Genomic DNA, 25,877 nt, shown 5'->3' on the forward strand with positions numbered 1-25,877 from the left:
ATAGGAGATTCCGCTGCGGGATGGTGCCCCACCCGCTCCCCCGACAACCGATACGGCCTTCCGTTGCTCGAACTCAACCCCCAACAACGCGCGGCGATCACCACCGCCGACCGTCCGATGCTGGTGCTTGCCGGCGCCGGCTCCGGCAAGACCCGCGTGATCACCGAAAAGATCGCCTACCTGATCGAGCGGCGCGGTCTGCCCGCGCGCAGCATCGTCGCGATCACCTTCACCAACAAGGCCGCGCGCGAGATGCTCGAGCGCATCCGTGGCCGGCTGGACCGCGAGCAGGGACGGGGCCTGACGGTGTCGACGTTTCACACCTTCGGCCTGAACTTCCTGCGCCGGGAACTGGACGCGGCGGGATTGCGCACCGGGTTCTCGGTGCTGGACCCAGGCGACTGCCGCCAACTGCTGCGCGAGATCACGCACCGCGACAACGACCCTGGCGTGCCGGAGGCGCTGCTCGCTCGCATCAGCGCCTGGAAGAACGCGCTGGTGGATCCCGAGCAGGCCGAAAGCCACGCCGCGGATCCCGAGGAGCAGCTCGCGGCCCGCGTCTATCGGCGCTACCAGCAGGCGCTGTCGGCGTACAACGCGGTGGATTTCGACGACCTGATCCTCCGACCCGTGGCGACGCTGGCCGCCGATGCGACGCTGCGCGAGCGCTGGCAGAATCGCATCCGGCACTTGCTGGTCGACGAGTACCAGGACACCAACGGCGCCCAATACCGGCTGGTGCAGCTACTGGTGGGCGTGAGCCCCGGGCTGACCGTGGTCGGCGACGACGATCAGTCGATCTACGCCTGGCGCGGCGCCCGGCCCGAGAACCTCGCCCGCCTGCAGCAGGATTTCGCCCGCCTGGAGGTGATCAAGCTGGAGCAGAACTACCGCTCGACCAACCGCATCCTCGCGGCCGCCAACCAGCTGATCGGGCACAACCCGCACCTGTACGAGAAGCGCCTCTGGAGCGCGCTGGGCGAAGGCGAGCCGATCCGGGTGATCGCCTGCTCCGATGCCGAAGCCGAAACCGCGCGGGTGGTATCCGAGCTGATGCGCCAGCGCTTCCGGCTGCGGGCGCGCTGGGCGGACTTCGCGATCCTGTACCGAAGCAATCACCAGTCGCGGCCGTTCGAGAAACTGCTGCGCGAACAGGCGATCCCCTACCGGATCAGCGGCGGGCAGTCGTTCTTCGAGCGTGCCGAAATCCGCGATCTCGCGGCGTACCTGCGCCTGCTGGTCAACCCCGACGACAACCCGGCGTTTCTGCGCGTGGTCAACGTGCCCAGACGCGAGATCGGTCCGGCGACGCTGGAAAAGCTCGGACAGCATGCCCACCAGCGCGGTTGTTCGCTGCTGCGGGCCGCCGGCGGGATCGGCCTTGGCGAACACATGGACAGCCGCGGGCAGCTGCGCCTGTCCCGGTTCAACGACTGGGTCGGCGAAATGCGCGGGCTGGCGGAGTCCAATACTCCGGACGGGCTGTTGCGACGGGTCGTCGACGAAATCGACTACGAGGCCTGGCTGATGGACACCAGCCCGAACCCCCGCGCCGCGGCCCGGCGCATGGAACAGGTGCGGGAGTTCATCGACTGGATCGGCCGGGTCGCCCGCCCCGAAACGCCGGACGGCGACACGCTGGGACTCGAGGACGTGGTGGCGCGCATCAGCCTGATGGATATCCTCGAGCGCCAGCGCGAGGAACAGGACCAGGATGCCGTTCAGTTGCTGACGCTGCACACCGCGAAGGGGCTCGAGTTCCCGCATGTGTTCCTGGTCGGGTTCGAGGAGGAACTGCTGCCGCATCGGGTCAGTCTCGAGGAAGACTCCGTCGAGGAGGAGCGGCGGCTGGCCTATGTCGGGCTCACCCGCGCGCGCGAGACGCTGACACTGACCTACGCCGCACGGCGCGCGCGCTACGGCGAGGCGATCGACTGCGTCCCCTCCCGGTTCCTCGACGAACTCCCCGCGGATCATCTGGAATGGCCCGACGCGAAACCGCCCGACCCGGAAACCCAGCGCATGACCGCGAAGGCGCATCTCGCGGGCCTGAAAGCGATGCTCCGCAGCTGACCGGCAAGTCGCGCGCCGGCGGCGGTTTCAGAGCAGCTTCAGGCCGACGCGGGTAATGCGCGCGCCTTCCATCTCGCGCACCACCAGGCGTACCCGGTCCAGATCCACGGCATCGCCGACCACCGGCTGCGCCGGCAGCCGGGCACGCAGGAATTCTTCCAGCGTCCGGCCACGATCGTCGGCGGGCACCGCAGCGCCATAGGCCACCGCCACCGCGCCGAGCTGGGCATTGCCGTTCAGCACGAACTCGCCGAACACGCTGCGTTCGCTGAGACGTTCGGGAATCTCGGCCGCGAGGAACAGCCGGTCGAGGTCCGGCAGGTCGTTCGGCGCCACCATGATGAACAGGTGGTCCCCGGCACGCAGGTCCAGCACCTCGAGACCATCGAGCAGCCGTCCGCCACGCAGGTGGGCGACCACGCGGGCGCTGGATGGCAGCCGGAAGTTCGACCAGGCCTCGCGCACGACCGGGGTGTTGTCGGCAAGCCGATAGCCGATCAGCTCCATCTCCTGCTGGCCCGGGATGTCCAGCTGGGTGCGCTGCACCCGCGCGCTGGTCGGCGGCAGCTCGAGCCCCAGCCAGCGCGCTGCGGGCGCGACCGTCCACCCCTGCACGACCAGCGAGATCAGCACCACGAAGAACACCACGTGGAAGAAATACTCGGCGGAATCAAGCCCGGCGAGCAGCGGAAACAACGCCAGGATGATCGGGACCGCGCCGCGCAGGCCGACCCAGCCGATGAATAGCTGTTCGCGCCACGGGAACCGGAACGGGGCCAGGCAGACGGCGACCGCAACCGGACGCGCCAGCAGGATCAATACCGCGGCGAGCAGGGCTGCATCCAGCGCGACCGGCAGCAGTTCCGACGGGGTCACGATCACTCCCAGCATCAGGAACATGCCGATCTGGGACAACGACGCGATGCCATCATGGAAACGCTTGATGTTCTGGCTCGACTCCATCGGCCGGTTGCCCAGCACCAAGCCGGCGAGGTAGGCCGCCAAGAAGCCGCTGCCGCCGAGCATCCCGGTCACCCCAAAGATCAGCAGAGCCCCGGCCAACGCGGCCAGCGGGAAAAAACCGGGCGCCATCGGCAGCCGGTTGATCACGCCCAGCAGCAGTAACCCGCCGAGCAGGCCGAAAGCGGCACCGAGCCCCATCTGCTGCACGAACTCGACCACGACCAGCCAGCCGAACGTGGCATCGGGCATCAGAATCAGTTCGATCAACACGATGGTCAGGAAGATCGCCATCGGATCGTTGCTCCCCGATTCGATCTCCAGCGTGGTGCCGACCCGACTCTTGAGTTCCAGCCCGCGCGAGTGCAGCAGCGAGAACACCGCGGCCGCATCGGTCGATCCGACGATCGCCCCCAGCAGCAAGGACTCGAGCCAGGACAACCCCAGCCACCAGTACGCGAACAGGCCGGTGAGGCCCGAGGTCAGCACAACCCCGGCGGTGGCCAGACCCAGCGCTGGCTTGAGTCCGATGCGGAAATTGCGCACCGGGGTACGCAGTCCCCCGTCGAACAGGATCACGGCCAACGCGGCCGATCCGAACAGGTGCGCCAGCTGGATGTTCTCAAAGACCAGGCCTCCCGGGCCCTCCGGACCCAGCAGCATGCCGATGCCGAGGAACACCAGCAGTAGCGGCACCCCCAGGCGCGAGGTCACCACGCTGGACAGGATGCTTCCAAGCACGACCAGCGCGCCGAAGAAGATCACCTGGTGAGTCCAGTCCATGGCGGTCATGGTAGCCGATCGACCGGCCGGCGCGGACCGCGCGCTGGCGCGCTTTTCGGCTCCCGGAAACATTGCGGTAAAGTGTTGGCTGGCATTCCCTGCCGCAGTGGCGGCGCACTCGTTTCGGAGGAGACCCTGTGAAAGGTTTCACTCGCACCTTTCTGACCGGCCTCGCGGCCATCCTGCCGATCGCGATCACCGTGGCGCTGCTATGGTGGCTCGGATCGACGGCCGAAAGCCTGCTTGGAGGCGCGCTGCAGCACCTGCTTCCCGACGTACTGTATTTCCCGGGGCTCGGCCTGATCATCGCGATCGGGCTGGTCTTCGGCATCGGCGTGCTGTTGCGCGCGTACCTGGTGCAGGGCCTGTTCGCCTGGCTCGAGGCATGGATGCAGCGGATCCCGGTGGTCAAGACGATCTACGGCGTCGTGCGCGACATGATGAACGTCGTCTCCGGCGACATTCAGAAACAGTTCGGATCCGCCGTACTGGTCACTCTACCCGGCACCGATTACCGGCTGGTGGGATTCGTGACCCGCGAAAATTTCGACGGACTTCCCGAAAAACTCGGCTCGGACGACCGCATAGCGGTCTATCTTCCGATGAGCTATCAGATTGGGGGGTACACGATCATGTTGCCGCGCGACCAGGTCGAGCGGCTCGACCTATCGCTGGAGGACGCGATGCGCTACACGCTGACTGCGGGCGTTTCGGCACACCGGAACGGCGCGTGACCCATTTGCACCATCGTAGATGAGCCGATCGATTCGATCCGCCGGCAACCGCTCGCCCGACACACCCGCAGTCCTGCGCCGGCGGGAACGAACCGCGATGCCCGGAAATGACCGAAACGACACTGCTGCAACCTCAACTGCCGGGAAACCGCGCTGGAAGGGACTGTCCGGCCTGAGCCCGCAACAGCGCGAGGAACTCGCGCTGACGATCGTACCGGTCGTGGCAGAACACCTCGCGGAGTGTCTGCGCAGCACCACCCAGCACTGGACCTCCGGGCATTCGCTCGACGAGCACGGCAGCGAACATGCCCGCTGGGGCTTGGAACTGGGCCGGTTTCCGATCGCGCGCGACTTCGAAGCCGCCATCCGTCGCGACCTTCGCGACACCCGCTACCCGCCCACCTACGAGTTCTCGGGGATCAGCTTCGCAGGCGACCACAGCGGCCTCGCCATACTCGACGACTACCAGACTACTCGGCGCTCGCTGCGCCACGGCCTCGAGGCTCTGATCCGCAGCGAGAACGGCTATTCCCATCTGATCCTGTTTCAGGCGGCACGGGAGGACGATCGGTTCGAACACCCCAACTGGGCGCCTTGGTCGCCGCTGCACTGGTTCGAACGCCTGTTCGAGGCGGCCGAACGGTACCTGGGCCGCAGTCGGTTGGCGCTGGAACTGATGGCCGCATACGTGCAGTGCCTGACACAGTCGGGGGGCGGCGTACTGGCCACGGTGGCCGAGGCGGTCGAGGGCTGCGGCCTGGTGCCAGACCCTGCACCGACCGTCGCACCAGGCCCGGACGCGGCGCCCTCGGCGTCCTGGAGCGACTACCGCCTGCCAGAACTGGGCACCGGGGGACGCTCTGGTAAGGATGCACAAGGCGCCGCAATCGCCCCTTCCCAGCCCGGGCCAACGCCGATGCCGGACCGCGGCGAGGATCCGGACGCGTGGGCGCACTGGGCCCGCAGCCGCCTGCACGCGATGGGCTCCGGCGGCACGACCGGCACCGCCGGCGCGCAGACCGACAGGGACACGGCGAGCGCCGAGTATCCCTCGGTTCCTGCTGCAGGCTCGGGAATAAGTGCTGCCCCGGCCACCCGTGAGTCGCTGCACGCGCTGATCCGGGACCTGCTGGACACGACTCTCCGCCAGAGCTTCCGGCAGATCGGGTTCCATCCAGGGGCCGAGGAGGCGATACTGGCGATCCTGCCTTCGTTGTCGACCATTGCGGCACAAGACCTGGATTTCTTCCGCGAGCGCCGGCACCCGCTGCGGACCTGGCTCGGAGACGTCATCAACGCCGGCGCCCGCATCACGCCGGACTGCCGGGACGACCCCAGCGGCGCAGTCGGGCACTACCTCGAGCGGCTACAGGGTTTTGGCGACCGGCTTCGTGCACTGGCCGATGCCATGGACCGCACGCAGGCGCAGGCTCTGCTGGCAGACTGGTCATCGGAGACGGAGCGGGATTGGGCTCGCTGGCAGGAGTTGCAGCAGGACCGCATCTGGCCACTGCGCCACAAGGAGCACATCGCACGCGCCTGCCGCGGAGTCACGGTCTGCGTACTCGAAACCGGAGCGTCTCTGCCCGAAGACGCGGCCGGACAGATTGCCGGCGCATGGGGCGAGATCCTGGATCGGCTCCCCGACGGCGAGCAGCAGCTCGATGCCGACATCCGGGCCGTGGTCCGGGCGATCTGCCGGATGGCCAGCCCGTCCGAGGTCAACACACTGGTTCGGCAGGCCCTGGCCGACGCCCAGCACTCGGGCATTCCCGAAGGCCAGATTCGCGCGATGGTCGCCCGGCTCGGGCAGGCACACCTCCAGCACCTGCGCCCACCGCCGAACGCAGCCCGCTTCGACCCGCATCAGAGCCTGCGCACGCGACAATCGGTGCGTCTGCCCGACGATGACCCCGATCTGCTGTCGCAGTTCGACGACATCCACGTATTCGAGGCCAACCGCATCCGTGTCGGCGACTGGTGCGAATTCGTAGACCGCACCGACGGCCGGCTGCAGCGCATGGCCCTCGCGTGGCGCGGGGAGGCCACCCGGAGCTTCCTGTTCGTCTCGCTCGACGGCGGTTCCGACCGCCGCCACAGCTTGCAGGGGGTTGCGAACGAACTCCGCGAGGGCCGGATGCGCATGCTGCCGGACGACAATCCGCTCGACGCGATCCTGCGCTGAGTCCCCGGCCGGGAAGCCGGAAACTTTGCCCGCCGTGCGAACGCTGTCAGAATCCGCGCTCGACTCGCGACCGTTTCCCGAAGCAGCCGGCCGCTGCGTCGCGCCTTCTCCCATAGCCGAGCCCGCCGATGACGACTGCCAACGCCGACGAACTGAAGATCCGTGTGCTGAAGACCGGCAACGGCCCTGAGGCCGCGCCCAATGCCGAGGTGACCGTGCACTATACCGGCTGGCTCGACGATGGCACCCAGTTCGATTCCAGCCGCGACCGCGGCCAGCCGTTCACGCTACCGCTCGGCGCCGGCCGGGTGATTCCCGGCTGGGAACGCGGGCTGCAGGGCATGCGCGTCGGTGAGGTCCGGGAACTGATCATCCCACCGGGACTCGCATACGGGGCACACGGAGCCGGTGGCGTGATCCCCCCGAACGCCACGCTGCGCTTCGAGATCGAGCTGCTCGAGGTCCGGACCCCGCCGTACTCGGAGCTGGATAGCGAGGGCCTGGCCGCGATGATCGCCCGGGGCGTGAAGGTCGTCGACATCCGCCGTCCCGAGGAGTGGCGCCAGACCGGCGTGGTCGAGGGCAGCCATTTGCTGACCGCGTTCGACGGCTTCGGCCGGCTGGAATCGGAATTCATCTCCGAATTCCAGAAGCTGGTCGCGAAGGACGAGCCGGTGGCGCTGATCTGTCGCACCGGCAGCCGCACCGCGGTGCTGGCACATGCGCTCGCCGAACAATTGCACTTCGAACAAATCTACAACGTAACCGACGGCATCACCCGCTGGATCGCCGAAGGGCGGGACGTCAACCGCGACATCGCCGAAGGGGCGCATCGGGGCTGACCTCCAACCGTGGCGTGGCGGCTACTCCCGAGCCGCCGCCCGGCCCAGCAGCTGCGAGACGTCGCGCACCGCGCCGCGCGATGCCGACGTGGTCATCAGCGCATAGGCCTGCAGCGCCTGGCTCACGACGCGGTCGCGGTTCACCGGTTTCCAGGCCTGTTCGCCCCGCGCTTCCATGCGCGCGCGGCGTTGCGCCAGCTCGTCGTCCGACACCCGCACGTCGATCCGCCGCTGCGGGATGTCGATATCGATCAGGTCGCCGTCCTCGACCAGGCCGATCGCCCCGCCCTGCGCCGCCTCGGGCGAGGCATGCCCGATCGACAGGCCCGAGGTGCCGCCGGAAAAGCGCCCGTCGGTGACCAGCGCGCAGTCCTTGCCCAGCCCCTTCGACTTCAGATAGCTGGTCGGGTACAGCATCTCCTGCATCCCGGGCCCGCCCTTCGGGCCCTCGTAGCGGATGATCACCACGTCGCCCTTGGCGATCCGGTCGCCCAGGATCGCGTCGACCGCGGCATCCTGGCTTTCGAAAATCCGCGCCGGGCCGCTGAACGTCAGGATCGACTCGTCGACCCCCGCGGTCTTCACAATGCAGCCCTCGACCGCGATGTTGCCGTAGAGCACTGCCAGACCGCCGTCCCGCGAATAGGCGTGCTCGATATCGCGGATGCAGCCGTTCGCGCGGTCGAGATCGAGGTCGTCCCAGACCGCATCCTGCGAGAACGCAACCTGGGTCGGAATGCCACCGGGTGCGGCCAGGTAGCGAGTGCGGGCCGGTTCCGCGTCGCTGCGAATCACGTCCCAGCGGTCCAGCGCGTCGCCGAGGCTCGCGCTGTGCACGGTCGGGACGTCGCGGTGCACCAGCCCACCCCGGTCGAGTTCGCCGAGAATGCCGAGTACACCGCCGGCGCGGTGGACATCCTCCATGTGGTACTTCTGCGTGGCCGGCGCCACCTTGCAGATGTTCGGCACCTGGCGCGACAGCCGGTCGATGTCGGCCATCGTGAAGTCGACCCCGGCCTCGCGGGCCGCGGCCAGCAGATGCAGCACGGTGTTGGTCGAGCCTCCCATCGCGATGTCCAGCGCCATCGCGTTCTCGAAGGCCGCGAAGCTCGCGACCGAGCGTGGCAAGACCGACGCGTCGTCCTGCTCGTAGTAGCGGCGCGCCAGATCGACGACCAGACGCCCGGCCTCCAGAAACAGTTCGCGCCGGCCGGCATGCGTCGCCAGCAGCGAGCCGTTGCCGGGCAGCGACAGCCCCAGCGCCTCGGTCAGGCAGTTCATGGAGTTCGCGGTGAACATCCCGGAGCAGGAACCGCAGGTCGGGCACGCGGAACGCTCGTAGGCCTCGACGTCGGCATCGCTCTGGTTCGGGTCGGCCGCCACCACCATCGCGTCGACCAGATCGAGATGCAGCACGTTGCCGTCGCGCACGACCTTGCCGGCCTCCATCGGGCCGCCGGACACGAACACCGCCGGGATGTTCAGGCGCAGCGCAGCGTTGAGCATTCCCGGCGTGATCTTGTCGCAATTGGAGATGCAGACCAGCGCATCCGCACAATGCGCATTGACCATGTACTCGACCGCGTCCGAAATCAGCTCCCGCGACGGCAGGCTGTACAACATGCCCGCATGTCCCATCGCAATGCCGTCGTCGACCGCGATGGTGTTGAACTCCTTGGCCACCCCGCCGGCCTTCTCCACTTCGCGCGCGACCAGCTGGCCGAGATCCTTCAGGTGCACGTGGCCGGGCACGAACTGGGTGAACGAGTTGGCGATCGCGATGATCGGCTTGCCGAAATCGCCGTCGGTCATGCCGGTGGCGCGCCAGAGGGCGCGGGCCCCGGCCATGTTGCGTCCGTGGGTGGTGGTGCGGGAACGGTACTGAGGCATGCCGGAGTTCCTTGAACACTCGTGGAAACCGGAATGATACAATTTCCCGTTAAGGTCTGGCGAAACCCGGAGGATCCCGATGCGCATCGAAGTAGAAAACATCAAGTGCGGCGGCTGCGCGAACAGCATCCGCAAGGGCCTGCTCGAACTCGAAGGGATCGACCGCGTGGAAGTCGACATCGAGGGCGGCGTCGTCGAGTTCCAGGCCGACGAGACGCGTCGCGCCGAGATTGCGGAGCGTCTCGCGGCAATGGGCTATCCGGAGAAGGGTTCGGTGCAGGGTCTGAAGGCGGCAGGCGCAAAGGCCAAGTCCTTCGTCAGCTGCGCGGTCGGGCGCATGGGCAGCGAATGAGCGCACGCAGGCGCGCGGCCGGCATCCCGCAGTGGCTCGCGGCCTGCACCGGGGTCTGGCTGCTGCTTTCCGCGACCGCGAGCGCCGCCGCGGGCCTGCCGGTCGCGGAACTGCGCATCGCCGACCAGACGCTGACGATCGAGATCGCCGCCACTCCGGAATCCATGAGCCGCGGGCTGATGTTCCGCGAACACCTGCCGGAGGACCACGGCATGCTGTTCGTCTGGCCCAGGGATCGGGTCGTGGCGATGTGGATGAAAAACACGGTTATCCCGCTGTCGGTCGCATTTCTCGACCGCGATTTCCGCATCCTGAACATTGCCGATATGGAACCGCGGACGCTCGAACCGCATCACTCGCAGGGGCGCGCGCGCTACGCGCTGGAGGTCAACCAGGGCTGGTTCGAACGCCACGGTGTCGGCCCGGGCGACCACATCCCGGATCTCGGGCGCCTGCTCGCGCAGCCACTCCGGCCTTCAGGCGGGTAGCGTTGCTGGCATCCCCGGGAGCCCGCATCGTTACGCGAACCCGCCGCCCTGGGCGAACACCGCTTTGCCCGCACCCGCAACCTATGAGCGGCGGTAGCCACGGGGCCGCCAACGGGATCCGAACGTGCGCCGATCTGTGACTTTCCTGTACCGGCTGTTCCTGCTGCTGTTCCTGCTGCCGGTCAGCTCGCTAGCCGCTCAGGAACGCAACGACCATGGAGCTGCCGCACTGCCGGTAATCACCGCGCAGCAGCTGCGTGATCTGCGTGCCGAGGTGCGCGGCGGACGCGAGCGGCTCGAGCCCCTGATCGAGGCGATCGACCTCGCTCCTGCCGAGCAGTGGCTCGAACGCAGCCCCGTCGAGCGGCTGACGCAGCGAGCCGAGGCCGCGGCCGACCACCCGCCTTCGCGTAGTCTCTGGGAGGGTGCGCTGGAGCACGAGCAGGCCGCCACCGAACGGCTGCGTGGCGCACTGGACCGCGCCGATCTGGCGCTGGCGGGTTTCCAAAGACTCGATCAGGCGGACCAGCAGATCGCCAACCTGCTCGACGTCGGCCCGATCGGAATCGTGGACACCGTGCCGGAGGGGCGGAGTCTGAGCGAGATCGAGGCCGACATCGCCACTCTCGACCGCAGGCGGGCGCAGATCGCGCTCGAGCGGGACCAGAAGCAACAGACCTTGTTGCGCCTCGAAGAGCAGGTCCGCACTCAGGACGAAACGATCGAACGGCTGCGCCAGGAGCGCGAGGCGGAACTGGAGGTCACGCCGTGGGGCCCGCTCGATGAGCCTGCACTGGCCGCGGCGTTCGATGCCTGGCAACAGGCGCTGGACCGGCGCACCGAGGCCCGGGTGATCGCCGCCCAGCTCGACTCCCAAACGCTCCCGGCGCGCATCGAGATCCTGCGGCTCGAGGCACGGGTACTGGAAGCGGAGAGCGTGTGGGCGGCTCAACGCCTCCGGCAATTGACATTCGAACTGGCCGAACGCTCGGGTGAGGAACTGCGTGCGCTGCGTGGCGAGATCCGGCGCCTGGTCGAACGCGATCCGGAAGCGGCCGAGCGCTTCGGTCCGCAGATCGAACTGCTGCTTCAGCGCATCGACCGGATCGCCCATACCCAGGCACGCGTGCGCACGCTTCAGGAAAAACGCGAGCGCTTCGCACAGATCGAGACCGATATCTCCGACACGCTGGCCAGCGTCCGCGAGCGCCTGGAGATCGGCGGCCTGACCGAGATCCTGGGCGGCCTGTTGCTCGAGGAGCAACGCCGGCTGCGGCAGATCGAGGACCTGCGCTTTTTGTTGAGCGATCTGGAGCGCGAACTCGCGCAGTCCCGGCTGCGCGATATCAGCCTGCGTGACGAACTGCGCGCGTTGCCGCCAGTCCTGCCGGCGATCGCCGACGACCCGTCCGAGGCAGAGCTGCGGCGCCTGCAACGCGAGGTGATCCAGTCCCAGTTGCAGGCCGACGAGCAGCTGACCGAGCATCTCCGCCTGGCCGAGGTCCGGCTGCGCGTGGTCGTGGCCCAAGTCGACGAGCTGGCCCAGTTGCTGCGCGAGTCGCTGCTCTGGTGGCCCAGCCACGTGCCGGTCGGAATCGACTGGTCGGCCCAGCTGCCGGCCGCGCTGCTCGCGCTGCTGGACCCGGCCTCCTGGCAGGAGATCCGCAATGCGCTGTATACCATCACTGCGGGAAGCCCCTGGGGCACGCTGCTGACGGTATTGATCGCCGGCCTGCTGTTCCTCTGGGGCCGGGGAACACCTCAGCACCTGGCGCGGCTGGCGGAGAAGACCAGTCACCGGTACAGCGACCGCATCGGGCTGACGTTCCAGGCGATGGGCTGGAGTCTGCTGCGCGTGCTGCCGGTACCGCTGCTCTTGTTGTCCACCAGCCTGCGACTGGAACGGCTGCCGGAGATCGGACCGGGGGTGGAGATTCTGGCAGCGGCCCTGCTCGGAACCGCGATCTGGTGGCTCGCCGGCCACCTGTTCCTGCTGTTCACCAGCCGCAACGGCGTGGGCATGGCCCACTTCGACTGGAACCCGCTGGTCGTTCGCCGGCTGCGCCTGAATCTGGCCTGGTACCTGCCCGCTCAGCTCACGTTGATCATCTTCCTCGCGCTTGCGTTCGGCCATCCCAGCGAACTGGTGTTCGACGTGTTCGGCCGTATGGGGCTGCTGGCAGCGGTGGTGCTGACCGGCTTGTTCGCCTGGCGCATGCTCGCCCCCCGCCGCACCGATGCCGAGGTGGACCCGCGACAAGACCGCAGGCGGCGACTGGTGCGCCTGGCGCTGGCCGCAGTCGCGATCGGACTGATCGGGCTGACGCTGGCCGGCTACCTGCTGACCGTGTCCGAACTGCTGGGCCGCATCATCAACACCGTCGTCGTCGTCGCCGCCGCCTGGCTCGGCTACAGCCTGGCCGCCCGGGCGCTGGTGCTCAGCGAGACGCGACTCGCGATGCGCAGGATGCGCGAGCAGCGTGCCAAGGCCGCGGCTCTGGACTCGGGCAGCGCCGTCGGGGAAGGCGCAGTCATCGACCTGCCCGAACCCCACCTGAGCGTGGAAAACATCAACCAGCAAACCCGCACCCTGCTGCGTGTCACTGCCGGGGCCGTGCTGGTACTGGCGCTGCTCTGGGTGTGGGCCGACATCCTGCCCGCCCTGACCTGGCTGGAACGCGTCACGCTGTGGTCGCGCACGATCGTGGTCGGCGAGACCGAGATCATCAGCCGGGTGAGCCTGCAGGACTTCCTGCTCGCGATCTTCCTCGGGGTACTGTTCACGCTGGCCGCGCGCAATCTTCCGGGCCTGGTGGAGATCCTGCTCTCGCGCAGCACCCGGATGGACGCGGCCGGTCGGTACACCGTGACCACACTGCTACGCTACGTGCTGGCGGTGGTGGCGGTGATCAGCGTGTTCTCGCTGCTGGGGCTGCGCTGGAGCGAGTTGCAGTGGATGGTTGCAGCGCTGACGCTGGGCCTCGGCTTCGGTTTGCAGGAGGTGGTCGCGAACTTCGTCTCCGGCATCATCATGCTGTTCGAGCGCCCGGTACGCGTCGGCGACACGATCACCATCGGCGAGTACAGCGGCACGGTGGCCCGGATCCGCACCCGCGCGACGACCATCGTCGACTGGGACAACCGCGAGATCGTGATTCCGAACAAGAATTTCATTACCGAGCGCCTGATCAACTGGACGCTGTCCGACACCATGACCCGGATCGTGCTTCCGGTCGGCGTCAGCTACGATGCCGATGTCGACGAAGTGATGGAGACCCTGCAGCACATCGCCGAGGCCAGCCCGCTGGTACTGAAGGATCCGCCCCCCACCGTGCTGTTCCTGAAATTCGGCGACAGCGCGCTGAGCTTCGAAATGCGCGTGTACGTGGACCAGCTCAAGGACCGGCTGGTCACGATCAGCGAACTGCACCAGACGATCATTCGGGAGTTCCGCAGCAAGGGGATCGAGATCGCGTATCCGCAGATGGATTTGCATATTCGCGATGTCGCGCCGATGGCCCGAGCGCCGTTCCGAAGCACGGACCCACCGGCCGAGGCCCCGGATTCGTCGCCGTCGGCATCCTGACCGGCCGGGGAGCGCGCCCGGGGCACCGGAAGGCTCAGGGCTCTGCGACGACTGCCCCCAGCCTGCCCGCACCCCATCCCCGGCCGATGCGGTCGGCCTGCTGTTGGAACAGGTCGATGAACCGCTGCTGGAACCGGCGCACATACTTGCCCCTCGGGTACGCAACCCGGGTGACTTCCCACGGGAACAGGTGGCTCAGATCGCGTCGCTCGAGGTCGCGGTCGTGTTCCGTATGGAACGCGAGATCGGCGATGATCCCGATCCCCATTCCGGAACGCACGTAGGTCTTGATCACGTCGGCGTCTGCCGCACTCAGCACTACCCGGGGGTGCAGGCCCACCTTGGCGAACGTCTGGCTGAGGCTGGTCCTGCCCGTGAACCCGAACACGTAGGTGATCATCGGGTATTCGCAGAGCGCCCCGAGCGAGATCGGTCGTCGCTGCAACAGCGGATGCCCCGGGGTCGTGATCAGGCAGCGGTTCCAGCGATACGATGGCAGGGTGATCAGGGCGTCGTGCTCGCCGACCGCCTCGGTACAGACGGCCAGGTCCACGCGATCCGCCAGCGCCATCTCGACCAACTGCGCCGGCGTGCCCTGGTGGATTTGCACCTCGACCTCGGGGTACGCCCGCTTGAAGGCGATCAGCACCGGCGGCAGCACGTAGCGGGCCTGAGTATGCGTGGTGCCGATGCGCAGCACGCCGCGGGCTTCCTCGACATGGTCGCGCCCCACGGCCACGATGTTCCCGACCTCGGCCAGCACGCTGCGGGCGTGCCGCAGCACCTGCTGCCCCGCCTCGGTCAGACCCACCAACCGCTTGCCATGGCGCAGGAACAACGGGGTTCCCAGCGCCGCCTCCAGCAGCCGCAGGTGCTGCGAAACCGCGGGCTGGACCAGGTGCAGCTGCTGCGCCGCACGGCTGACGCTGAATCCACTGTCGGCCAGCGTCACCAGGGAACGGAGTTGCCGGAGCTCCATATCACGATTGACGATATAAACGCATGCTTCATTATTTTACTTGATATACAGACGGGTCAATACTCCATCTCATGGCGCAGCGGCATGATCCGCCGCCACCACGACCCAGGCCCCATGGAGGCATCACCATGCTGAGAACCCCGGAACCCTCCCCGCCCAGACCCCACTCGCAGCTGTTCGCGGAACCCGGCACCCTGTTCGACGAGGATGGATTCGTCGTCGACCACGACCACTGGAACGAGGCACTGGCCGAGCGCATCGCCCGGCGCGAAGGCGTGGGACCATTGGACGAACGGCACTGGAAACTGCTGCACCATGTGCGCGAACGCTACCTGGAGCTGGGCGGGATGCCCGGAATGCGGCGTGTCTGCAAGGCCACTGGCATGTCACGCGACGAAATCTACGACCTCTTCGGCGGCTGCCTGCCGGTCTGGCGGATCGCCGGCCTGCCGAACCCCGGCGAGGAGGCCAAGACCTATCTCGATTGAGCGGCCGCGCCAGCCGCCGGGTCCGGGTATGGGTCCGTTCTGGTTAACGTGAAAGTCACGGCCTGTCTCGTGTCCCTGGCGACCCGTAGGGCGGAAAAGCGCAGCGTCATCCGCCGCTCGGCGTTCGCGCCTCCCCGGCGCCTGTGGCAACCCCGGCGTGGGAATGGCGGATGACGGCCTTCGGCCTTTTCCGCCCTACGCCCACGCCTCTTGCATCATCGGGGGTAGCCGCTGGCCATGGCAGTGAGTAGAGACCCGCCGCACGGATCAGCACCTCGGCTGAATCCCGTCGCCGGGTGGGTCGAAATGAACCCGCTCCATGCCGTCCAGGTTCACCGTTTTCCTTGCGCGCCAAAGATCGTGCAGGTTCTGCGTGGCCCGCCAACGCTCGGGCGAACGGCCCAGCACCCTGGATGAACGAACGCCCTCTCGGGACTGACTGCGCTTCGACCCTGGAAGACTCGCGCTACAGTGGAGGGCGCAAACGGTACAGCCCTGAAGCGGTGCGCTTCCAGGTCGAGCCGCTTGCGGGATCGGGGATCCATACTCATGATTCAGCTTTCGAGCTACACGCGCGGCCCCTGCAGGGTGTGATGCCCTTTGTCGGGGCCGCGCGGCGGCGGACTGGAGGCAATGGAAACCGAGCAGCAACAGATCGGACTCGACTGGTTCCGTGCGGCGGTGCCGTACATCGTTGCGCACCGCGACCGGACCATGGTCATCGCGATCGCGGGCGAGGCCGCTCAGGCTTTGGAGTTCCCGACGCTGTTGCGCGATATCGCGCAGCTGCAGGCCTTGGGCACTCGCGTGGTGTTGGTACACGGGGCCCGGCCGCAAATCGAGGCAAGGCTGCGCGAGCGGGGATTGACGCCGCGCTACGCCGCCGGCCTGCGCGTGACCGACGCCGCTGCGCTCGAAGCGGTCTGCGACGCGGTAGGCCGGCTGCGGCTGCACATCGAAGGCCTGCTGTCGCGCAACCTCGGCAACCCCGGCATCGCCGGCGCACGGCTGCGGGTCGCCAGCGGCAATTTCGTCACCGCGCGCCCGCTCGGGGTCCGCGAAGGCGTCGACTTCCAGTTCACCGGAGAAGTGCGCCGCGTGGATGCGCCCGGCATCGTTCGCCTGCTCGACGAGGGCCAGATCGTATTGCTGTCGCCGCTCGGCTACTCGCCGACCGGCGAGGTGTTCAACCTGTCCGGCGAGGACGTCGCGACGCAGGTCGCGGTCGCGCTGAAGGCGGACAAGCTGGTGTTCCTGACCGAGGCCGGACCGCTGCGCGACCGCCAGCGCGAGATGCTAACGCAGCTGACGGTGTCAGCGGCCGAACGCCTGCTGACCACCGATTCCGGGTTGCCCGAGGAACTCGCGGCCCACCTGCGCAGCGCGGTCGATGTCTGCACGGTGCACGACCTGCGCGTGCACCTGGTCGACCGGCACATCGACGGCGGCCTGCTGATCGAGCTGTTCTCGCGCCAGGGTATCGGCACGCTGGTCAGCCGCGAGCCGGTGGAACGGCTGCGCGCCGCGACCCTCGACGACGTCGGCGGGATCTTCGACTTGATCCAGCCGCTGGAGAGCGAGGGGATTCTGGTGCGACGCTCGCGCGAGCACCTCGAGCTCGAGATCGACTGTTTCCGCGTGCTGGACGCCGACGGTTTGATCATCGGTACTGCGGCGCTATACACGTTCCCCGAAACCAAGGCGGCCGAGATCGCCTGCCTGGCCTTGCACCCGGAATATCGCGGCGGCGGGCGCGGCGACCAGATCCTCGAACATGTGGAAACGCTGGCCTGGCGGCGCGGCCACCGGCAAGTGTTCGTACTGACGACCCGCACCCAGCAGTGGTTCCAGGAACGCGGGTATCGCGAGGGGCAGATCACCGACCTCCCGCCAGCGCGACAGGCGCTGTACAACCAGGCGCGCAACTCGAAGGTGCTCGTGAAGGCGCTGGGCTGACAGGCGCCGATGCCCCGGCTCGCCCCCTCGGGCAGGGGGCGAGTCCAAGACCGATCAATGCTGTTCGGTCGGCAGTGCGTCGACAGGTTCTTCAAAGGCGATGAACAGCACGCATGGCTCGGTCGACACGCAGTGGGTGATGTGCGGCAGTCGGGCCGGGCCGTAGGCGTAGGTTCCCGGCCTCAGGGTCACGGGGTCCTGGCCGTCATAATCCACCACCATTTCCCCAGAGGTCAGTACCATTCTCTCCGCGGAAGTGTGCCAGTGATGGGGAGCCGTGGAGCCGCCGGGCAGCTTGAAGAAGACATCCGCATTATGCGCGGCCGGGTCGCCCTGAAGCACCGCAAGGCCACAGCCATCGGGCATGAAGTCGGGACAGGGACCCCATTCGAGATCAGGGTCGTCAGCGGTCCAGATGAACGCTTGCTGGTCCCCAGCGCCCTGGGCCGAGGCGACGCCAGCGCCCAGAAGCAGCGACATGAGGGCCGCGAGGGCAATGAGACAACGGCGCTCCCCGTTGTTCCCGCGCCTGGCCTTCCCGGTGACGAGACCCCTGATACCGGCCGCCTCGCGGTCTTGGGCCACGTCGTGGCTCTGGTATGGATCATGCCTGCGGCAACGGCCAAGCGACGCGGCAGACCGAACGTCGGGCATCACCCAGTTCCGAAGCCGGTCGAGAGCCGGGCGGGTGGTCGCGTTTTTCGAGCGGTCCATGTTGTTTTCCTCCTCGATCTGGTGGTTTGACGTGTCCCCGCGCCAGGTGAAATCGCTAGGCTCTGCGGAGGTTGGATTAGACTGGTCTGTTTAGATTTCGAACAAAACGACACCGGTCAGCGGGCGACGACCGCGCCGAAGTAGAAGTCGAGCATCGCGTTCAGCGGCGCGGGATCGCGTGTCAGTCGGCTGCGCAGTGCGGCCCCCTCCCAGCAATCGAGCAGCAGGTCCGCGAGTTCCCGCGGATCGGCCTGCGGATCGATCTCGCCCTGCTCCCTCGCCTCCTCCAGGCAAGCCGTCAGGCGATCGACGATCGCCGCGAAGCAGCCTTGGATCCTGCGCCGGAAGCCCTCGCTGACGCCCGCCAGTTCCTGGCCAAGACCGCCCAGCAGGCACCCCATGTAGCCTTCCCGCCGGTACTTATCGCGGGACAGCTCGAAGAAGGTGCGTGCCCGCTGGAGGGGTGATAACCGGGGATTGCCAAGGCTGGCAGCCAGGCCCTCGTGCACTTCGCGCATGTACTCGTCGATCACCTGCAGCGCGAAATCTTCCTTGTTGGTGAAGTGATGGTAAAACGAGCCCTTCGGGACATGCGTCGCCTCGAGCAAGGCCTGGATGCCCAGATCGTGGTAGCCGTGCTTCAGCAGCATGGCCAGGCCGGTGTCGAGCAGGCGTTGTTTGGTGGTCGATGCCATGGGTACTCAATTAGACAGAACGGTCTACTCAAGAGCCTAGACCCCGAGACAGCGGTGTCAAGACGGGCAACCCATGAACAGCCCGTCAACGCCGGCGACCGCGCGGCCGGGCCGGTGAACGGGCCTTGGTCCCGGGGGGTGGCGCCCTGGGGGCGCCCAACGCATCCGGCACGCCGCCCAGGCCGGACTCTGGCGGGTGGACGGCGGTTAACCACCCTTGATCGCTCCTGCCGGCCGGCAGGAGTGCTTGCCTAGCATCTGCGGTTCTTGATGGCAGGCTTGGCTCCGAATGCCCGTCGCCCGGCATACGAGCGGGGATTGGGGTTTCCACTCTGTGCCGATGCCGCTATATTCCGGGATTCTTCACCACCGGGCCAGGGATCTGACGATGAATGGAAAGACCGCGCAAGGCATGACGGCGGTACTGGCGCTCCTGGGAGCCGGAATCGGGGTCTCGACAGCGCAGGCGGCCGTGGCGCCAGGTCTGGAGACAACGGCGCAAGGACCGTCGCAAGTGGCCCAGACAGGGATTCCGTCCCCGGATTCGCGTCAGATCAAGATCGATGATGTGATCGGAACCGGCGCTCCCACATACCCCCACCAGAGAGTCGATCCCGTGCCAGCGCGGGAGTCGAACCAAATCAAATGGGAGTATTCGCCGACGCGCGAACCCCACCAGCTCAAGCTGGATCGTTGACGCTCAAGGGTCGCCCGGTCAGCGCAGACTCGCGATCGGGCGGGCCGGTTTGCATCCGATACGCGCGTTCTCGGCGCCTCGCTGAGCCCGCACCCCTACGGTACAGCACATGACCGACCCGCTGTCCCGGGCTTCGAGCTTCTCCTACCGGTGCAAGGCTTGCAGCCGCTGCTGCCGCGACAAGAAGATCCAGCTGAACCCATACGAGTTGGCGCGGCTCGCGCTCGCAGCCGAACTGCCGGTCGTGGAACTGATCGAGCGGTTCACCGTCGACGGTGTCCATCTGCGGCAGCAGCCGGACGGGACCTGCGTGCTGCTCGGGCCGGAGGGTTGTACCGTCCATCGGCATCGCCCGCTCGTCTGCCGGCTGTACCCGCTCGGACGGATCGTGAATCCCACGGGGGAACGCTTCGTGCGGGTAACCCCGCACCCCCGGTCCGAAGGGCTGTTCGGGGAGGACGGTCGCGTGTCCGACTACCTGGCCCAACAAGGTGCCCCGCCTTTCATGGCCGCAGCCGACGCCTACTATGCGCTGTACCTCCGCCTCGCTGTTCTGCCGCCGGATGGGCTGTCGGCCCTCGGCCGCATGGACCTGCTGGACCTGGAAACCACGGTCGATGCCGACTGCCGGCGTCGCGGGGAAACCCCGCCGGAAACGCTGGAGGAACGTGCCGAACACCACGTCGCCATCCTTGCCGCGCGTTGCGGCCTGCTGCTGGCAAACGTAAGCGTCCGGGGAACCCCGGGTTCTCCGCTTACAGTTCCGGCGCCGGGATTTTCAGATCCTCGGGCGTGAGCCGATGCGGCAGCAGGGCCGCGATGCCGCCCGGGGTGGTCACCGCCGGCAGGGTCTCGAACAGGTAATGCAGGTAGGCGCGCGGCTCCAGGCCGTTGGCCTTCGCCGTCTCCACCAGGGTGTAGAGCATCGCACTGGCCTCGGCACCGCGCGGGCTGCCGCTGAACAGCCACGCCTTGCGCCCCAGGGCGAATGGCCGGATCGCGTTCTCGGCCAGATTGTTGTCGATCTCGAGGTGACCGTCCTGCAGGAACGTGATCAGGATCGGCCACTGCCTGCGGGCATACTGGATCGCCTCGCCCAGCAGGCCCTTGGGCAGCACCTTCTGCGCCTTGTCGTCGAGCCAGGCCTGGATCTCATCCAGGATCGGCTGCGACTGTTCCCGCCGCACCGCGTGGCGGTGTTCCGGGGCCGTGCCGCGGATCCGGCGCTCGACCTCGTAGAGCTTGCCGATCAAGGCCACGAAGGCATGCGCGGCCCCGGTCTTGGTTCGACTGTTGGCCGCCTCGACGGCCTTGCGCCGGACGTGGGCCCAGCACCCCATGTGGCCCCGGATGCCCTCTTTCTCTGCCAGCGCGTGATAGCCCGCATAGCCATCCGTCTGCAGATAGAACCGGAGTTCCGGAGGCCGGCCGTCTCCTTCCGGGAACAGGAAGTCGATCGGCACCTCGCCGCTGCGGCTCGGGGCGTACTGGAACCAGATCACTGGTCTTCCAGACGGCCCACCGCGGTAGACCCACATATAGGACTTGGTGGTGTTGGCCCGGCCCGGTTCATCGAGCACCTGCACCGGGGTCTCGTCGATCTGCAGCACCGGGCCTTGGGTCAGGTGCTGCTTCAAAGCGGCCAGCACCGGGGCGAGCGGGGTGGCCAGTTGTACGATCCAGCCGGACAGGGTCTGGCGGGAGAGCTCGATGCCCTCGCGGGCGAAGACCTTCTCCTGGCGGTACAGCGGCAGGCCATCGACGAACTTGCCCGTAACCACCTCCGCGAGCAGCGAACTGTGCGCGATGGCTTTCGGCAGGATCTGCGCCGGGCGGGGTGCGATCCGCAGCCCCGCCTCGGCGCCGGGTACGTCGGCGTGGATCGGCGCGTACTTGGCGCGCTTGATCTTGATCACGTAGTACTGCTTGGGCAGCACCCCCAGCTGCTCGGACTCGTCGAAGCCGATCCGCACGTGGGTCTCGGCGAGCGCCGCCTGTTCCGCCTCGGACAGGTCCAGGATGCGCTCCACCCGCGGCAGGTGCGCCGGCAGCGGCTTGCGCTTCGGGGTCTGCTTCTTGGGTTCGGTACGTTCCGAGCGTGGCGGCGCCTTGGCTTCGGCGATCTGGGCGTCCAGTTCCTCGATCAGGACGTTCAGCTCGGCTTCGTCAAAGAGCGCGAGCTGCTCCCGCGCGACGCGATCCGCCTTCGGTCCGAAGCGCTGGTGGCGCAGCAGATCCAGGCGCTCCAGGAGGAGCTCGATCTTGCGGTCGAGCTTATCGATGGTCTCGTTCCGCACCCGAAGTTCTGCATCGCGTGCCTGCAACTCGGCCTCGAAGCGCTGTTCCCGCGCGACCTTCTCGGCCGCCATCCGGGCGATGATCGCGTGCAGCTCCGCGGGGTCCTTGGGGAGCTTCTGAGCGGCTTCGGGCATACCCGGAAGTTTACCAAAACCCAGCCAATAACGCTGCAGAATCAGCGACTAAAGCAGAGAAAAAGACGCCTTGAGATGGCCCTGCACGGCGGTCGGATCCAGGCCCTCCAGCAACCACTGCAGTTCGCGCACCGACAGTTCAACCGAACTCTGCTCGGTGCCCGCCGGCCACCAGAAGCGCTGCTTCTCCAGGCGCCGGTACCACAGCCAGAAGCCGTTCCGGTACCACACCAGCACCTTGATCTTGTCCCGCGCCCGGTTGCAGAACACGAACAGGTGCGAGGAAAACGGATCCGCCTGCAGCACGTCCTCGACCCGCGCCGCGAGACCGTCGATCTGGCAGCGCATGTCGGTGTGGCCGCGCGCCAGATACACCTTGGTGTGCGCGTCCAAGGCGATCATGCGCGCTCCCGCAGCACACCCAGCACCCGCTGCAGCGTCTCGGCCGAACACCCCGGCCCGATCTCCAGACGCAGACCACCGGCCAGCACCAGCGTCAGATCGGCAGCCCGCGTCCCGGGCGCGTCATCGACCAGGGTGACCGGCACGAACTCCGGCACCGGGGCCGCCACCGGCGACTCGGTCCGGGGCTCCGGCGCCAGCAGTCGCCGCCAGCGCTGCAGGCTGGCCACCGAAATCCCGCGCCGCTCACAGTACGCCTGCTGCGACAGACCGCTGCGCTCCCAGCCCCGCACCAGCCGCTCCCACTCCTGCCGACTGCGCCGCACGCCCCACATGATCCCGCCCTCCGGTTATCCTGGACTGGCGGCTATCATCCGGAGGCCGCCGGGGCGGCGGAAGAACGTATTTCGCAGGACGCTTACTGGCAAACCGCTAACCGGCAAGGCCCACTCGCAGACAGAATCGCCAACCTCCGGGGCATCGCGTCCACCCCTCCGGCCGACTGGTCACGGGAGGGCAAGCGTGAATACTTCGAATGGGCCAAACGCGTCGTCGATCAGACGTGGCACGCCAGCATGGTTCTCGGCAGGCTGTTCGACCACGTGCGCCGCCTGAGTGTCGCCTCCAGTCAATCGGGTAGAGGGATGAATTCCTTCTCGTCACCCGGCACCAAGGGATAGCGTTTTGCACGCCAATCGGCTCTTGCCTGGTCGATACGTTCCTTGCGGCTCGAGACAAAGTTCCAGTCGATGAACCGCTTACCCAGTGGCTCGCCGCCGATCAGGGCGACGCGGGAATCGCTATCGGCTTCCATGGCAACGCTCGCCGTTGGGGATAGGATCGCCATCGAGTGCTCGGGCAGGGGTCTGCCACCAAGGCGCAATGCGCCGCTGACCACATACAGCGCGCGCTCCGGAGCCTCGGGAAGGGCCAGACACTGGCCTGCCTTCAGGTGTGCTTCGACGTAGAGGGTGTCAGCGAAGGTTCTCACCGGCGAGGTCAAACCGAAGGCGGAGCCCATCATCACCCGAAGCGGCACGCCATCAACCGTGCACATGGGAATGTCGGAACCCGGGTAGTGGTGGAAGGCTGGCTCGGTCTCCTCGTCTGCCTCGGGCAACGCCAGCCAAAGTTGCAGGCCGTGCAGCCGGTGCGCGGTACCGGTGACCTCCGGCCGTTCGCGCTCGGAATGCACGATCCCACGCCCGGCGACCATGAGGTTGATGTCGCCGGGCACGATCGGCTGCAGGCTGCCGAGCGAATCGGGGTGCAGAATCTCGCCTTCGAACAGGTAGGTCACCGTGGCGAGGTTGATGTGCGGGTGCGGCCGCACCGTGATGCCCTCCCCTGGCGGGAAGTCGGCCGGCCCGATGTGATCGAAGAAGATCCAGGGGCCGACCATCGTGCGTTTCGCGCTCGGCAGCAACCTGCGCACCGAAAACCCGCCGAGATCCCTTTCCTGCGGTTGCAGCAGCATCTCCACTGCCCCCTCACCATCGGTCGAGCCGCGGCCGTGCTCGCCCCTTCGATCCGTATCGCGCATCGTCATGTCTGCCTCCATGATGGCCGGGAGCTCGCCGCCCCCCTTCGTTTGGGCACACTTCGCTGGACCGTGATCATAGCCGAGCTACCCGGGGCGAATCCCTCCGGAGCCTCTCGCAACGCCCTGCCGTCTGCGGGTGTGCACCGGACCGCGCATCGTCATCGCGCCCATGCCGACAGCTCTTACCGGGCCCGATTCGCGATTGGAAGAAGCGCGCGCAGTCTGGCCAGCGTGGCGCAGAAGTGGACCTGATGCGGATGCCGGGCAAACTGCAACGCGCTTCCGCGTGACCCTTCCTCTTGGGTACAGCAATTTCACAGGCGCGTCTCCTAACCCCTGGGTCGGCACCTATCAGTGTCGGAGATCGGTCTCGCAACCAGGACAACGGCGGTTCATGGCGTCCCGTCCGGAAACGCAGGAGCACAAGATGGGTTATTCGTCACCACCCACCTTCTTATGTATTGCGGTGTCTGTCCCGGACTTTCCCGCTCGAAGTAACAAAACCCCCAGGAGCGCACAGGCCGCTCCCAACCCGGCGCCAATGGCCACGAGTTCGGTGATCTCCGCGAAAGAACGCCCCAACAGCCACGGCATCGCCGCAGCCATCGCCATCAACAAGGCACCGTTCAGGATCATGAGCTGATTCAACCAGCGCGGATAGAAACGCCCGATATGACTGACCACCTCATGCCTGCTGGGTCGTCTCTCACAGACTGGCAAGCCTCGAACCAAACGCCCCTGCCTCCATTGCATCAGGGCAACGACCGCCGTCAGCACGAACAGATCGACCCACGAAGGCCCCCGCAGCCCCATCCACAATCCATAGATCAAAGCAACAGGCAGCCCAAATTTGATGAAATCCTTTTGTTGTTTGATGATCCGGGCCTTGTGCTCAGGGCCGGAAACCACCCGGCCTCTAAAGAAGATTCCATAAGGATGGTAGAGCTCCTCGCCGTGCGGACCCCTCATGAAAGATTTTTCCACCAAAGCATCCAGAAATGTTCCTGCAGTGCCTCTCGATAGCGCGGGTTCTTTGCCCTCCAGACTCGCCGCGGGCTTATCGGCCGGACTCTCAGTGCCCAGAAACACCGTCTGTTCCCGGGCGGCAATTGACCTCCTTAGATGGATCCGGTGACCCAACGCAAGCAGAGCAACCGCTGGCACGAGAAACAGCAATGCCGCAGCCAGCTTCACGCCGGCACTCGCCTGCGTTTGCGAAGCATCCATGAAGAACGGGACGAGAGAAACATAAACCCCACAGCCCAACAAGAACGCACCGCCTGCTGTAGCCAGTCCGCCTCGATAATTCACCCTGCAAGACCAGGCGAGCGCACCACCCCATGCGACCAGTATGCCACCCAAGACTTTCTCCGAAGCCGATAAAGCAGGATCATGCACATCGTTGGGGGACGGCAAGAAACCAATCACGCCCAAGAGCATCAATAGCCCGGAAAACACATAGATCAACAGCCTCATCAAGCAACCTCCTTGTCAACGGGCATGACCCACGAAAAAGGTCGGATCGCGCAAGCGACGTGAGCCATGCCGTACCACTTTCGTCATGTTGCGTATCGAAAAACCATTGATGCCACACTAAGCATGAACAAGAGAACAAGCACCACCACACAGAAGGGCCAGAACCAATACAGGAAATCGCCCAGCCTCCGCACCCTCACGTCATCGAGCGCTTGATGCCTTTTTGCGTAGACGAACCGCAGCAACAAAGTATCATAGGGATCCGGATTTTCTTTTCTTCCTCGCTTCCGGAAGACCGTAGGTGACCCAAGCTCCGCATACACTGCGGGATGCTGGAGGCGGAGCGCCCGATAAAGGCGCCCCACCACAAACAAAGACAGAAAGGTCGCCACGGAGATGAATCCCGAAGCGATGTACAGCATTACTCGATCCATACGGATCCTGCGTCTAGAGAATGCCCGAAATGACTGGAGCAGGCCTCTTGCTCGGCCGGACAATGGTGAGTAGGCCACACAGATCTAACCCATGCGCTCAATCGCGAAGAAACCGCATCGCGATGCTCGCAAGAGCCTCTAAACTGTGGCCACCCTGACTGCAAAGTC

22 protein-coding genes and 1 pseudogene are annotated in these 25,877 nt (G+C 66.6%); 12 read left to right on the forward strand and 11 right to left on the reverse strand.

Annotation, left to right across the window (positions count from 1 at the left end):
• Window positions 1-63: 63 nt before the first annotated feature.
• Complete coding sequence (locus tag THITH_RS14900) at window positions 64-2,073, forward strand: UvrD-helicase domain-containing protein (RefSeq protein ID WP_025367611.1); 2,010 nt, start codon at window positions 64-66, stop codon at window positions 2,071-2,073.
• Window positions 2,074-2,100: 27 nt separating this feature from the next.
• On the opposite strand, the gene THITH_RS14905 is transcribed toward THITH_RS14900, so the two are convergent.
• Window positions 2,101-3,816 carry a potassium/proton antiporter gene (locus THITH_RS14905; protein ID WP_025367612.1) on the reverse strand — a complete coding sequence of 572 codons (1,716 nt, stop codon included), beginning with the start codon at window positions 3,814-3,816 and terminating at the stop codon, window positions 2,101-2,103.
• A gap of 137 nt (window positions 3,817-3,953) precedes the next feature.
• Here THITH_RS14905 and THITH_RS14910 point away from each other — a divergent pair, with 137 nt between their 5' ends.
• The 3 genes from THITH_RS14910 to THITH_RS14920 all read left to right on the forward strand — a co-directional run bounded on the left by THITH_RS14910 (window position 3,954) and on the right by THITH_RS14920 (window position 7,577).
• Window positions 3,954-4,550: a DUF502 domain-containing protein gene (locus tag THITH_RS14910; RefSeq protein WP_006747009.1), complete on the forward strand. Its 597-nt coding sequence runs from the start codon at window positions 3,954-3,956 to the stop codon at window positions 4,548-4,550.
• Window positions 4,551-4,647: 97 nt separating this feature from the next.
• Window positions 4,648-6,735, forward strand: coding sequence for a DUF1631 family protein (locus THITH_RS14915; protein ID WP_006747008.1), 2,088 nt, complete (start codon window positions 4,648-4,650; stop codon window positions 6,733-6,735).
• A gap of 128 nt (window positions 6,736-6,863) precedes the next feature.
• Window positions 6,864-7,577 carry an FKBP-type peptidyl-prolyl cis-trans isomerase gene (locus THITH_RS14920; protein ID WP_006747007.1) on the forward strand — a complete coding sequence of 238 codons (714 nt, stop codon included), beginning with the start codon at window positions 6,864-6,866 and terminating at the stop codon, window positions 7,575-7,577.
• A 21-nt stretch (window positions 7,578-7,598) separates the two neighbouring features.
• Here THITH_RS14920 and ilvD read toward each other — a convergent pair whose 3' ends face one another.
• Entirely contained in the window at window positions 7,599-9,467 is a 1,869-nt protein-coding gene (gene ilvD / locus THITH_RS14925; RefSeq protein WP_006747006.1) for a dihydroxy-acid dehydratase, read from the reverse strand.
• A 79-nt stretch (window positions 9,468-9,546) separates the two neighbouring features.
• Here ilvD and THITH_RS14930 point away from each other — a divergent pair, with 79 nt between their 5' ends.
• The 3 genes from THITH_RS14930 (at window position 9,547) to THITH_RS14940 (ending at window position 13,893) form a co-directional block, all read left to right on the forward strand.
• Window positions 9,547-9,819, forward strand: coding sequence for a heavy-metal-associated domain-containing protein (locus THITH_RS14930; RefSeq protein ID WP_006747005.1), 273 nt, complete (start codon window positions 9,547-9,549; stop codon window positions 9,817-9,819).
• A complete protein-coding gene (locus tag THITH_RS14935) occupies window positions 9,816-10,307 on the forward strand; it encodes a DUF192 domain-containing protein (protein ID WP_006747004.1) in 492 nt (163 codons plus the stop codon). Before THITH_RS14930 ends, THITH_RS14935 begins: the two co-directional genes overlap by 4 nt.
• Window positions 10,308-10,431: 124 nt before the next feature.
• Complete coding sequence (locus tag THITH_RS14940; protein WP_006747003.1) at window positions 10,432-13,893, forward strand: mechanosensitive ion channel domain-containing protein; 3,462 nt, start codon at window positions 10,432-10,434, stop codon at window positions 13,891-13,893.
• 34 nt (window positions 13,894-13,927) lie between these two features.
• Here the strand turns inward: THITH_RS14940 and THITH_RS14945 are convergent, their stop codons facing one another.
• Window positions 13,928-14,872: a LysR substrate-binding domain-containing protein gene (locus THITH_RS14945; RefSeq protein WP_006747002.1), complete on the reverse strand. Its 945-nt coding sequence runs from the start codon at window positions 14,870-14,872 to the stop codon at window positions 13,928-13,930.
• Window positions 14,873-15,000: 128 nt separating this feature from the next.
• On the opposite strand from THITH_RS14945, the gene THITH_RS14950 reads away from it, so the two are divergent.
• The 3 genes and pseudogenes from THITH_RS14950 to argA all read left to right on the forward strand — a co-directional run bounded on the left by THITH_RS14950 (window position 15,001) and on the right by argA (window position 17,316).
• Complete coding sequence (locus tag THITH_RS14950) at window positions 15,001-15,360, forward strand: TusE/DsrC/DsvC family sulfur relay protein (RefSeq protein WP_006747001.1); 360 nt, start codon at window positions 15,001-15,003, stop codon at window positions 15,358-15,360.
• A 48-nt stretch (window positions 15,361-15,408) separates the two neighbouring features.
• A pseudogene (locus tag THITH_RS19445) lies at window positions 15,409-15,611 on the forward strand (hypothetical protein).
• Window positions 15,612-15,993: 382 nt separating this feature from the next.
• On the forward strand, window positions 15,994-17,316 hold the full coding sequence (gene argA / locus THITH_RS14955; protein WP_006747000.1) for an amino-acid N-acetyltransferase: 1,323 nt from the start codon (window positions 15,994-15,996) through the stop codon (window positions 17,314-17,316).
• Between the two features lie 54 nt (window positions 17,317-17,370).
• Here argA and THITH_RS14960 read toward each other — a convergent pair whose 3' ends face one another.
• Both THITH_RS14960 and THITH_RS14965 read right to left on the reverse strand, forming a co-directional pair.
• Complete coding sequence (locus tag THITH_RS14960) at window positions 17,371-17,796, reverse strand: cupin domain-containing protein (protein WP_084222718.1); 426 nt, start codon at window positions 17,794-17,796, stop codon at window positions 17,371-17,373.
• Between the two features lie 350 nt (window positions 17,797-18,146).
• Window positions 18,147-18,725: a TetR/AcrR family transcriptional regulator gene (locus tag THITH_RS14965; RefSeq protein WP_006746998.1), complete on the reverse strand. Its 579-nt coding sequence runs from the start codon at window positions 18,723-18,725 to the stop codon at window positions 18,147-18,149.
• 388 nt (window positions 18,726-19,113) lie between these two features.
• On the opposite strand from THITH_RS14965, the gene THITH_RS14970 reads away from it, so the two are divergent.
• Together THITH_RS14970 and THITH_RS14975 are read left to right on the forward strand one after the other, a co-directional pair.
• Window positions 19,114-19,422, forward strand: a complete 309-nt coding sequence (locus THITH_RS14970) for a hypothetical protein (RefSeq protein WP_006746997.1) — start codon at window positions 19,114-19,116, stop codon at window positions 19,420-19,422.
• Window positions 19,423-19,531: 109 nt separating this feature from the next.
• Window positions 19,532-20,218, forward strand: coding sequence for a YkgJ family cysteine cluster protein (locus THITH_RS14975; RefSeq protein ID WP_006746996.1), 687 nt, complete (start codon window positions 19,532-19,534; stop codon window positions 20,216-20,218).
• Here the strand turns inward: THITH_RS14975 and tnpC are convergent.
• The 6 genes from tnpC to THITH_RS15005 form a co-directional block, all read right to left on the reverse strand.
• Entirely contained in the window at window positions 20,178-21,854 is a 1,677-nt protein-coding gene (tnpC, locus tag THITH_RS14980) for an IS66 family transposase (protein WP_006746001.1), read from the reverse strand. The genes THITH_RS14975 and tnpC overlap by 41 nt on opposite strands.
• Before the next feature lie 48 nt (window positions 21,855-21,902).
• Window positions 21,903-22,256 (reverse strand): IS66 family insertion sequence element accessory protein TnpB, encoded by a 354-nt coding sequence (gene tnpB / locus THITH_RS14985; RefSeq protein WP_006746000.1) that lies wholly within the window; start codon window positions 22,254-22,256, stop codon window positions 21,903-21,905.
• Window positions 22,253-22,591, reverse strand: a complete 339-nt coding sequence (tnpA, locus tag THITH_RS14990; protein ID WP_006745999.1) for an IS66 family insertion sequence element accessory protein TnpA — start codon at window positions 22,589-22,591, stop codon at window positions 22,253-22,255. The genes tnpB and tnpA overlap by 4 nt, the downstream gene beginning before the upstream one ends.
• A 293-nt stretch (window positions 22,592-22,884) precedes the next feature.
• The gene (locus THITH_RS14995) at window positions 22,885-23,799 is read right to left on the reverse strand and encodes a pirin family protein (protein WP_051418842.1); all 915 of its coding nucleotides are present in this window, start codon (window positions 23,797-23,799) and stop codon (window positions 22,885-22,887) included.
• Window positions 23,800-24,231: 432 nt separating this feature from the next.
• Window positions 24,232-25,275, reverse strand: a complete 1,044-nt coding sequence (locus THITH_RS15000; RefSeq protein ID WP_006746994.1) for a hypothetical protein — start codon at window positions 25,273-25,275, stop codon at window positions 24,232-24,234.
• Between the two features lie 83 nt (window positions 25,276-25,358).
• On the reverse strand, window positions 25,359-25,697 hold the full coding sequence (locus THITH_RS15005) for a hypothetical protein (protein WP_025367614.1): 339 nt from the start codon (window positions 25,695-25,697) through the stop codon (window positions 25,359-25,361).
• Window positions 25,698-25,877: the final 180 nt, after the last annotated feature.

Origin of the sequence: Thioalkalivibrio paradoxus ARh 1, assembly GCF_000227685.2 — a bacterium.
In the GTDB taxonomy this organism is placed as follows: domain Bacteria; phylum Pseudomonadota; class Gammaproteobacteria; order Ectothiorhodospirales; family Ectothiorhodospiraceae; genus Thioalkalivibrio; species Thioalkalivibrio paradoxus.

Excerpts from the sequence above, each read along its gene's own strand:
- tnpC (WP_006746001.1), bottom strand. The coding sequence starts at position 21,854 with ATGCCCGAAGCCGCTCAGAAGCTCCCCAAGGACCCCGCGGAGCTGCAC.
- THITH_RS14935 (WP_006747004.1), top strand. The coding sequence starts at position 9,816 with ATGAGCGCACGCAGGCGCGCGGCCGGCATCCCGCAGTGGCTCGCGGCC.
- argA (WP_006747000.1), top strand. The coding sequence starts at position 15,994 with ATGGAAACCGAGCAGCAACAGATCGGACTCGACTGGTTCCGTGCGGCG.
- THITH_RS14965 (WP_006746998.1), bottom strand. The coding sequence starts at position 18,725 with ATGGCATCGACCACCAAACAACGCCTGCTCGACACCGGCCTGGCCATG.
- THITH_RS14960 (WP_084222718.1), bottom strand. The coding sequence starts at position 17,796 with ATGTCGCTGCTTCTGGGCGCTGGCGTCGCCTCGGCCCAGGGCGCTGGG.
- THITH_RS15005 (WP_025367614.1), bottom strand. The coding sequence starts at position 25,697 with ATGCTGTACATCGCTTCGGGATTCATCTCCGTGGCGACCTTTCTGTCT.
- THITH_RS14905 (WP_025367612.1), bottom strand. The coding sequence starts at position 3,816 with ATGGACTGGACTCACCAGGTGATCTTCTTCGGCGCGCTGGTCGTGCTT.
- ilvD (WP_006747006.1), bottom strand. The coding sequence starts at position 9,467 with ATGCCTCAGTACCGTTCCCGCACCACCACCCACGGACGCAACATGGCC.
- THITH_RS14945 (WP_006747002.1), bottom strand. The coding sequence starts at position 14,872 with ATGGAGCTCCGGCAACTCCGTTCCCTGGTGACGCTGGCCGACAGTGGA.
- THITH_RS14975 (WP_006746996.1), top strand. The coding sequence starts at position 19,532 with ATGACCGACCCGCTGTCCCGGGCTTCGAGCTTCTCCTACCGGTGCAAG.
- THITH_RS15000 (WP_006746994.1), bottom strand. The coding sequence starts at position 25,275 with ATGAGGCTGTTGATCTATGTGTTTTCCGGGCTATTGATGCTCTTGGGC.
- THITH_RS14930 (WP_006747005.1), top strand. The coding sequence starts at position 9,547 with ATGCGCATCGAAGTAGAAAACATCAAGTGCGGCGGCTGCGCGAACAGC.
- THITH_RS14995 (WP_051418842.1), bottom strand. The coding sequence starts at position 23,799 with ATGCGCGATACGGATCGAAGGGGCGAGCACGGCCGCGGCTCGACCGAT.
- tnpB (WP_006746000.1), bottom strand. The coding sequence starts at position 22,256 with ATGATCGCCTTGGACGCGCACACCAAGGTGTATCTGGCGCGCGGCCAC.
- THITH_RS14920 (WP_006747007.1), top strand. The coding sequence starts at position 6,864 with ATGACGACTGCCAACGCCGACGAACTGAAGATCCGTGTGCTGAAGACC.
- THITH_RS14970 (WP_006746997.1), top strand. The coding sequence starts at position 19,114 with ATGAATGGAAAGACCGCGCAAGGCATGACGGCGGTACTGGCGCTCCTG.
- tnpA (WP_006745999.1), bottom strand. The coding sequence starts at position 22,591 with ATGTGGGGCGTGCGGCGCAGTCGGCAGGAGTGGGAGCGGCTGGTGCGG.
- THITH_RS14915 (WP_006747008.1), top strand. The coding sequence starts at position 4,648 with ATGCCCGGAAATGACCGAAACGACACTGCTGCAACCTCAACTGCCGGG.
- THITH_RS14950 (WP_006747001.1), top strand. The coding sequence starts at position 15,001 with ATGCTGAGAACCCCGGAACCCTCCCCGCCCAGACCCCACTCGCAGCTG.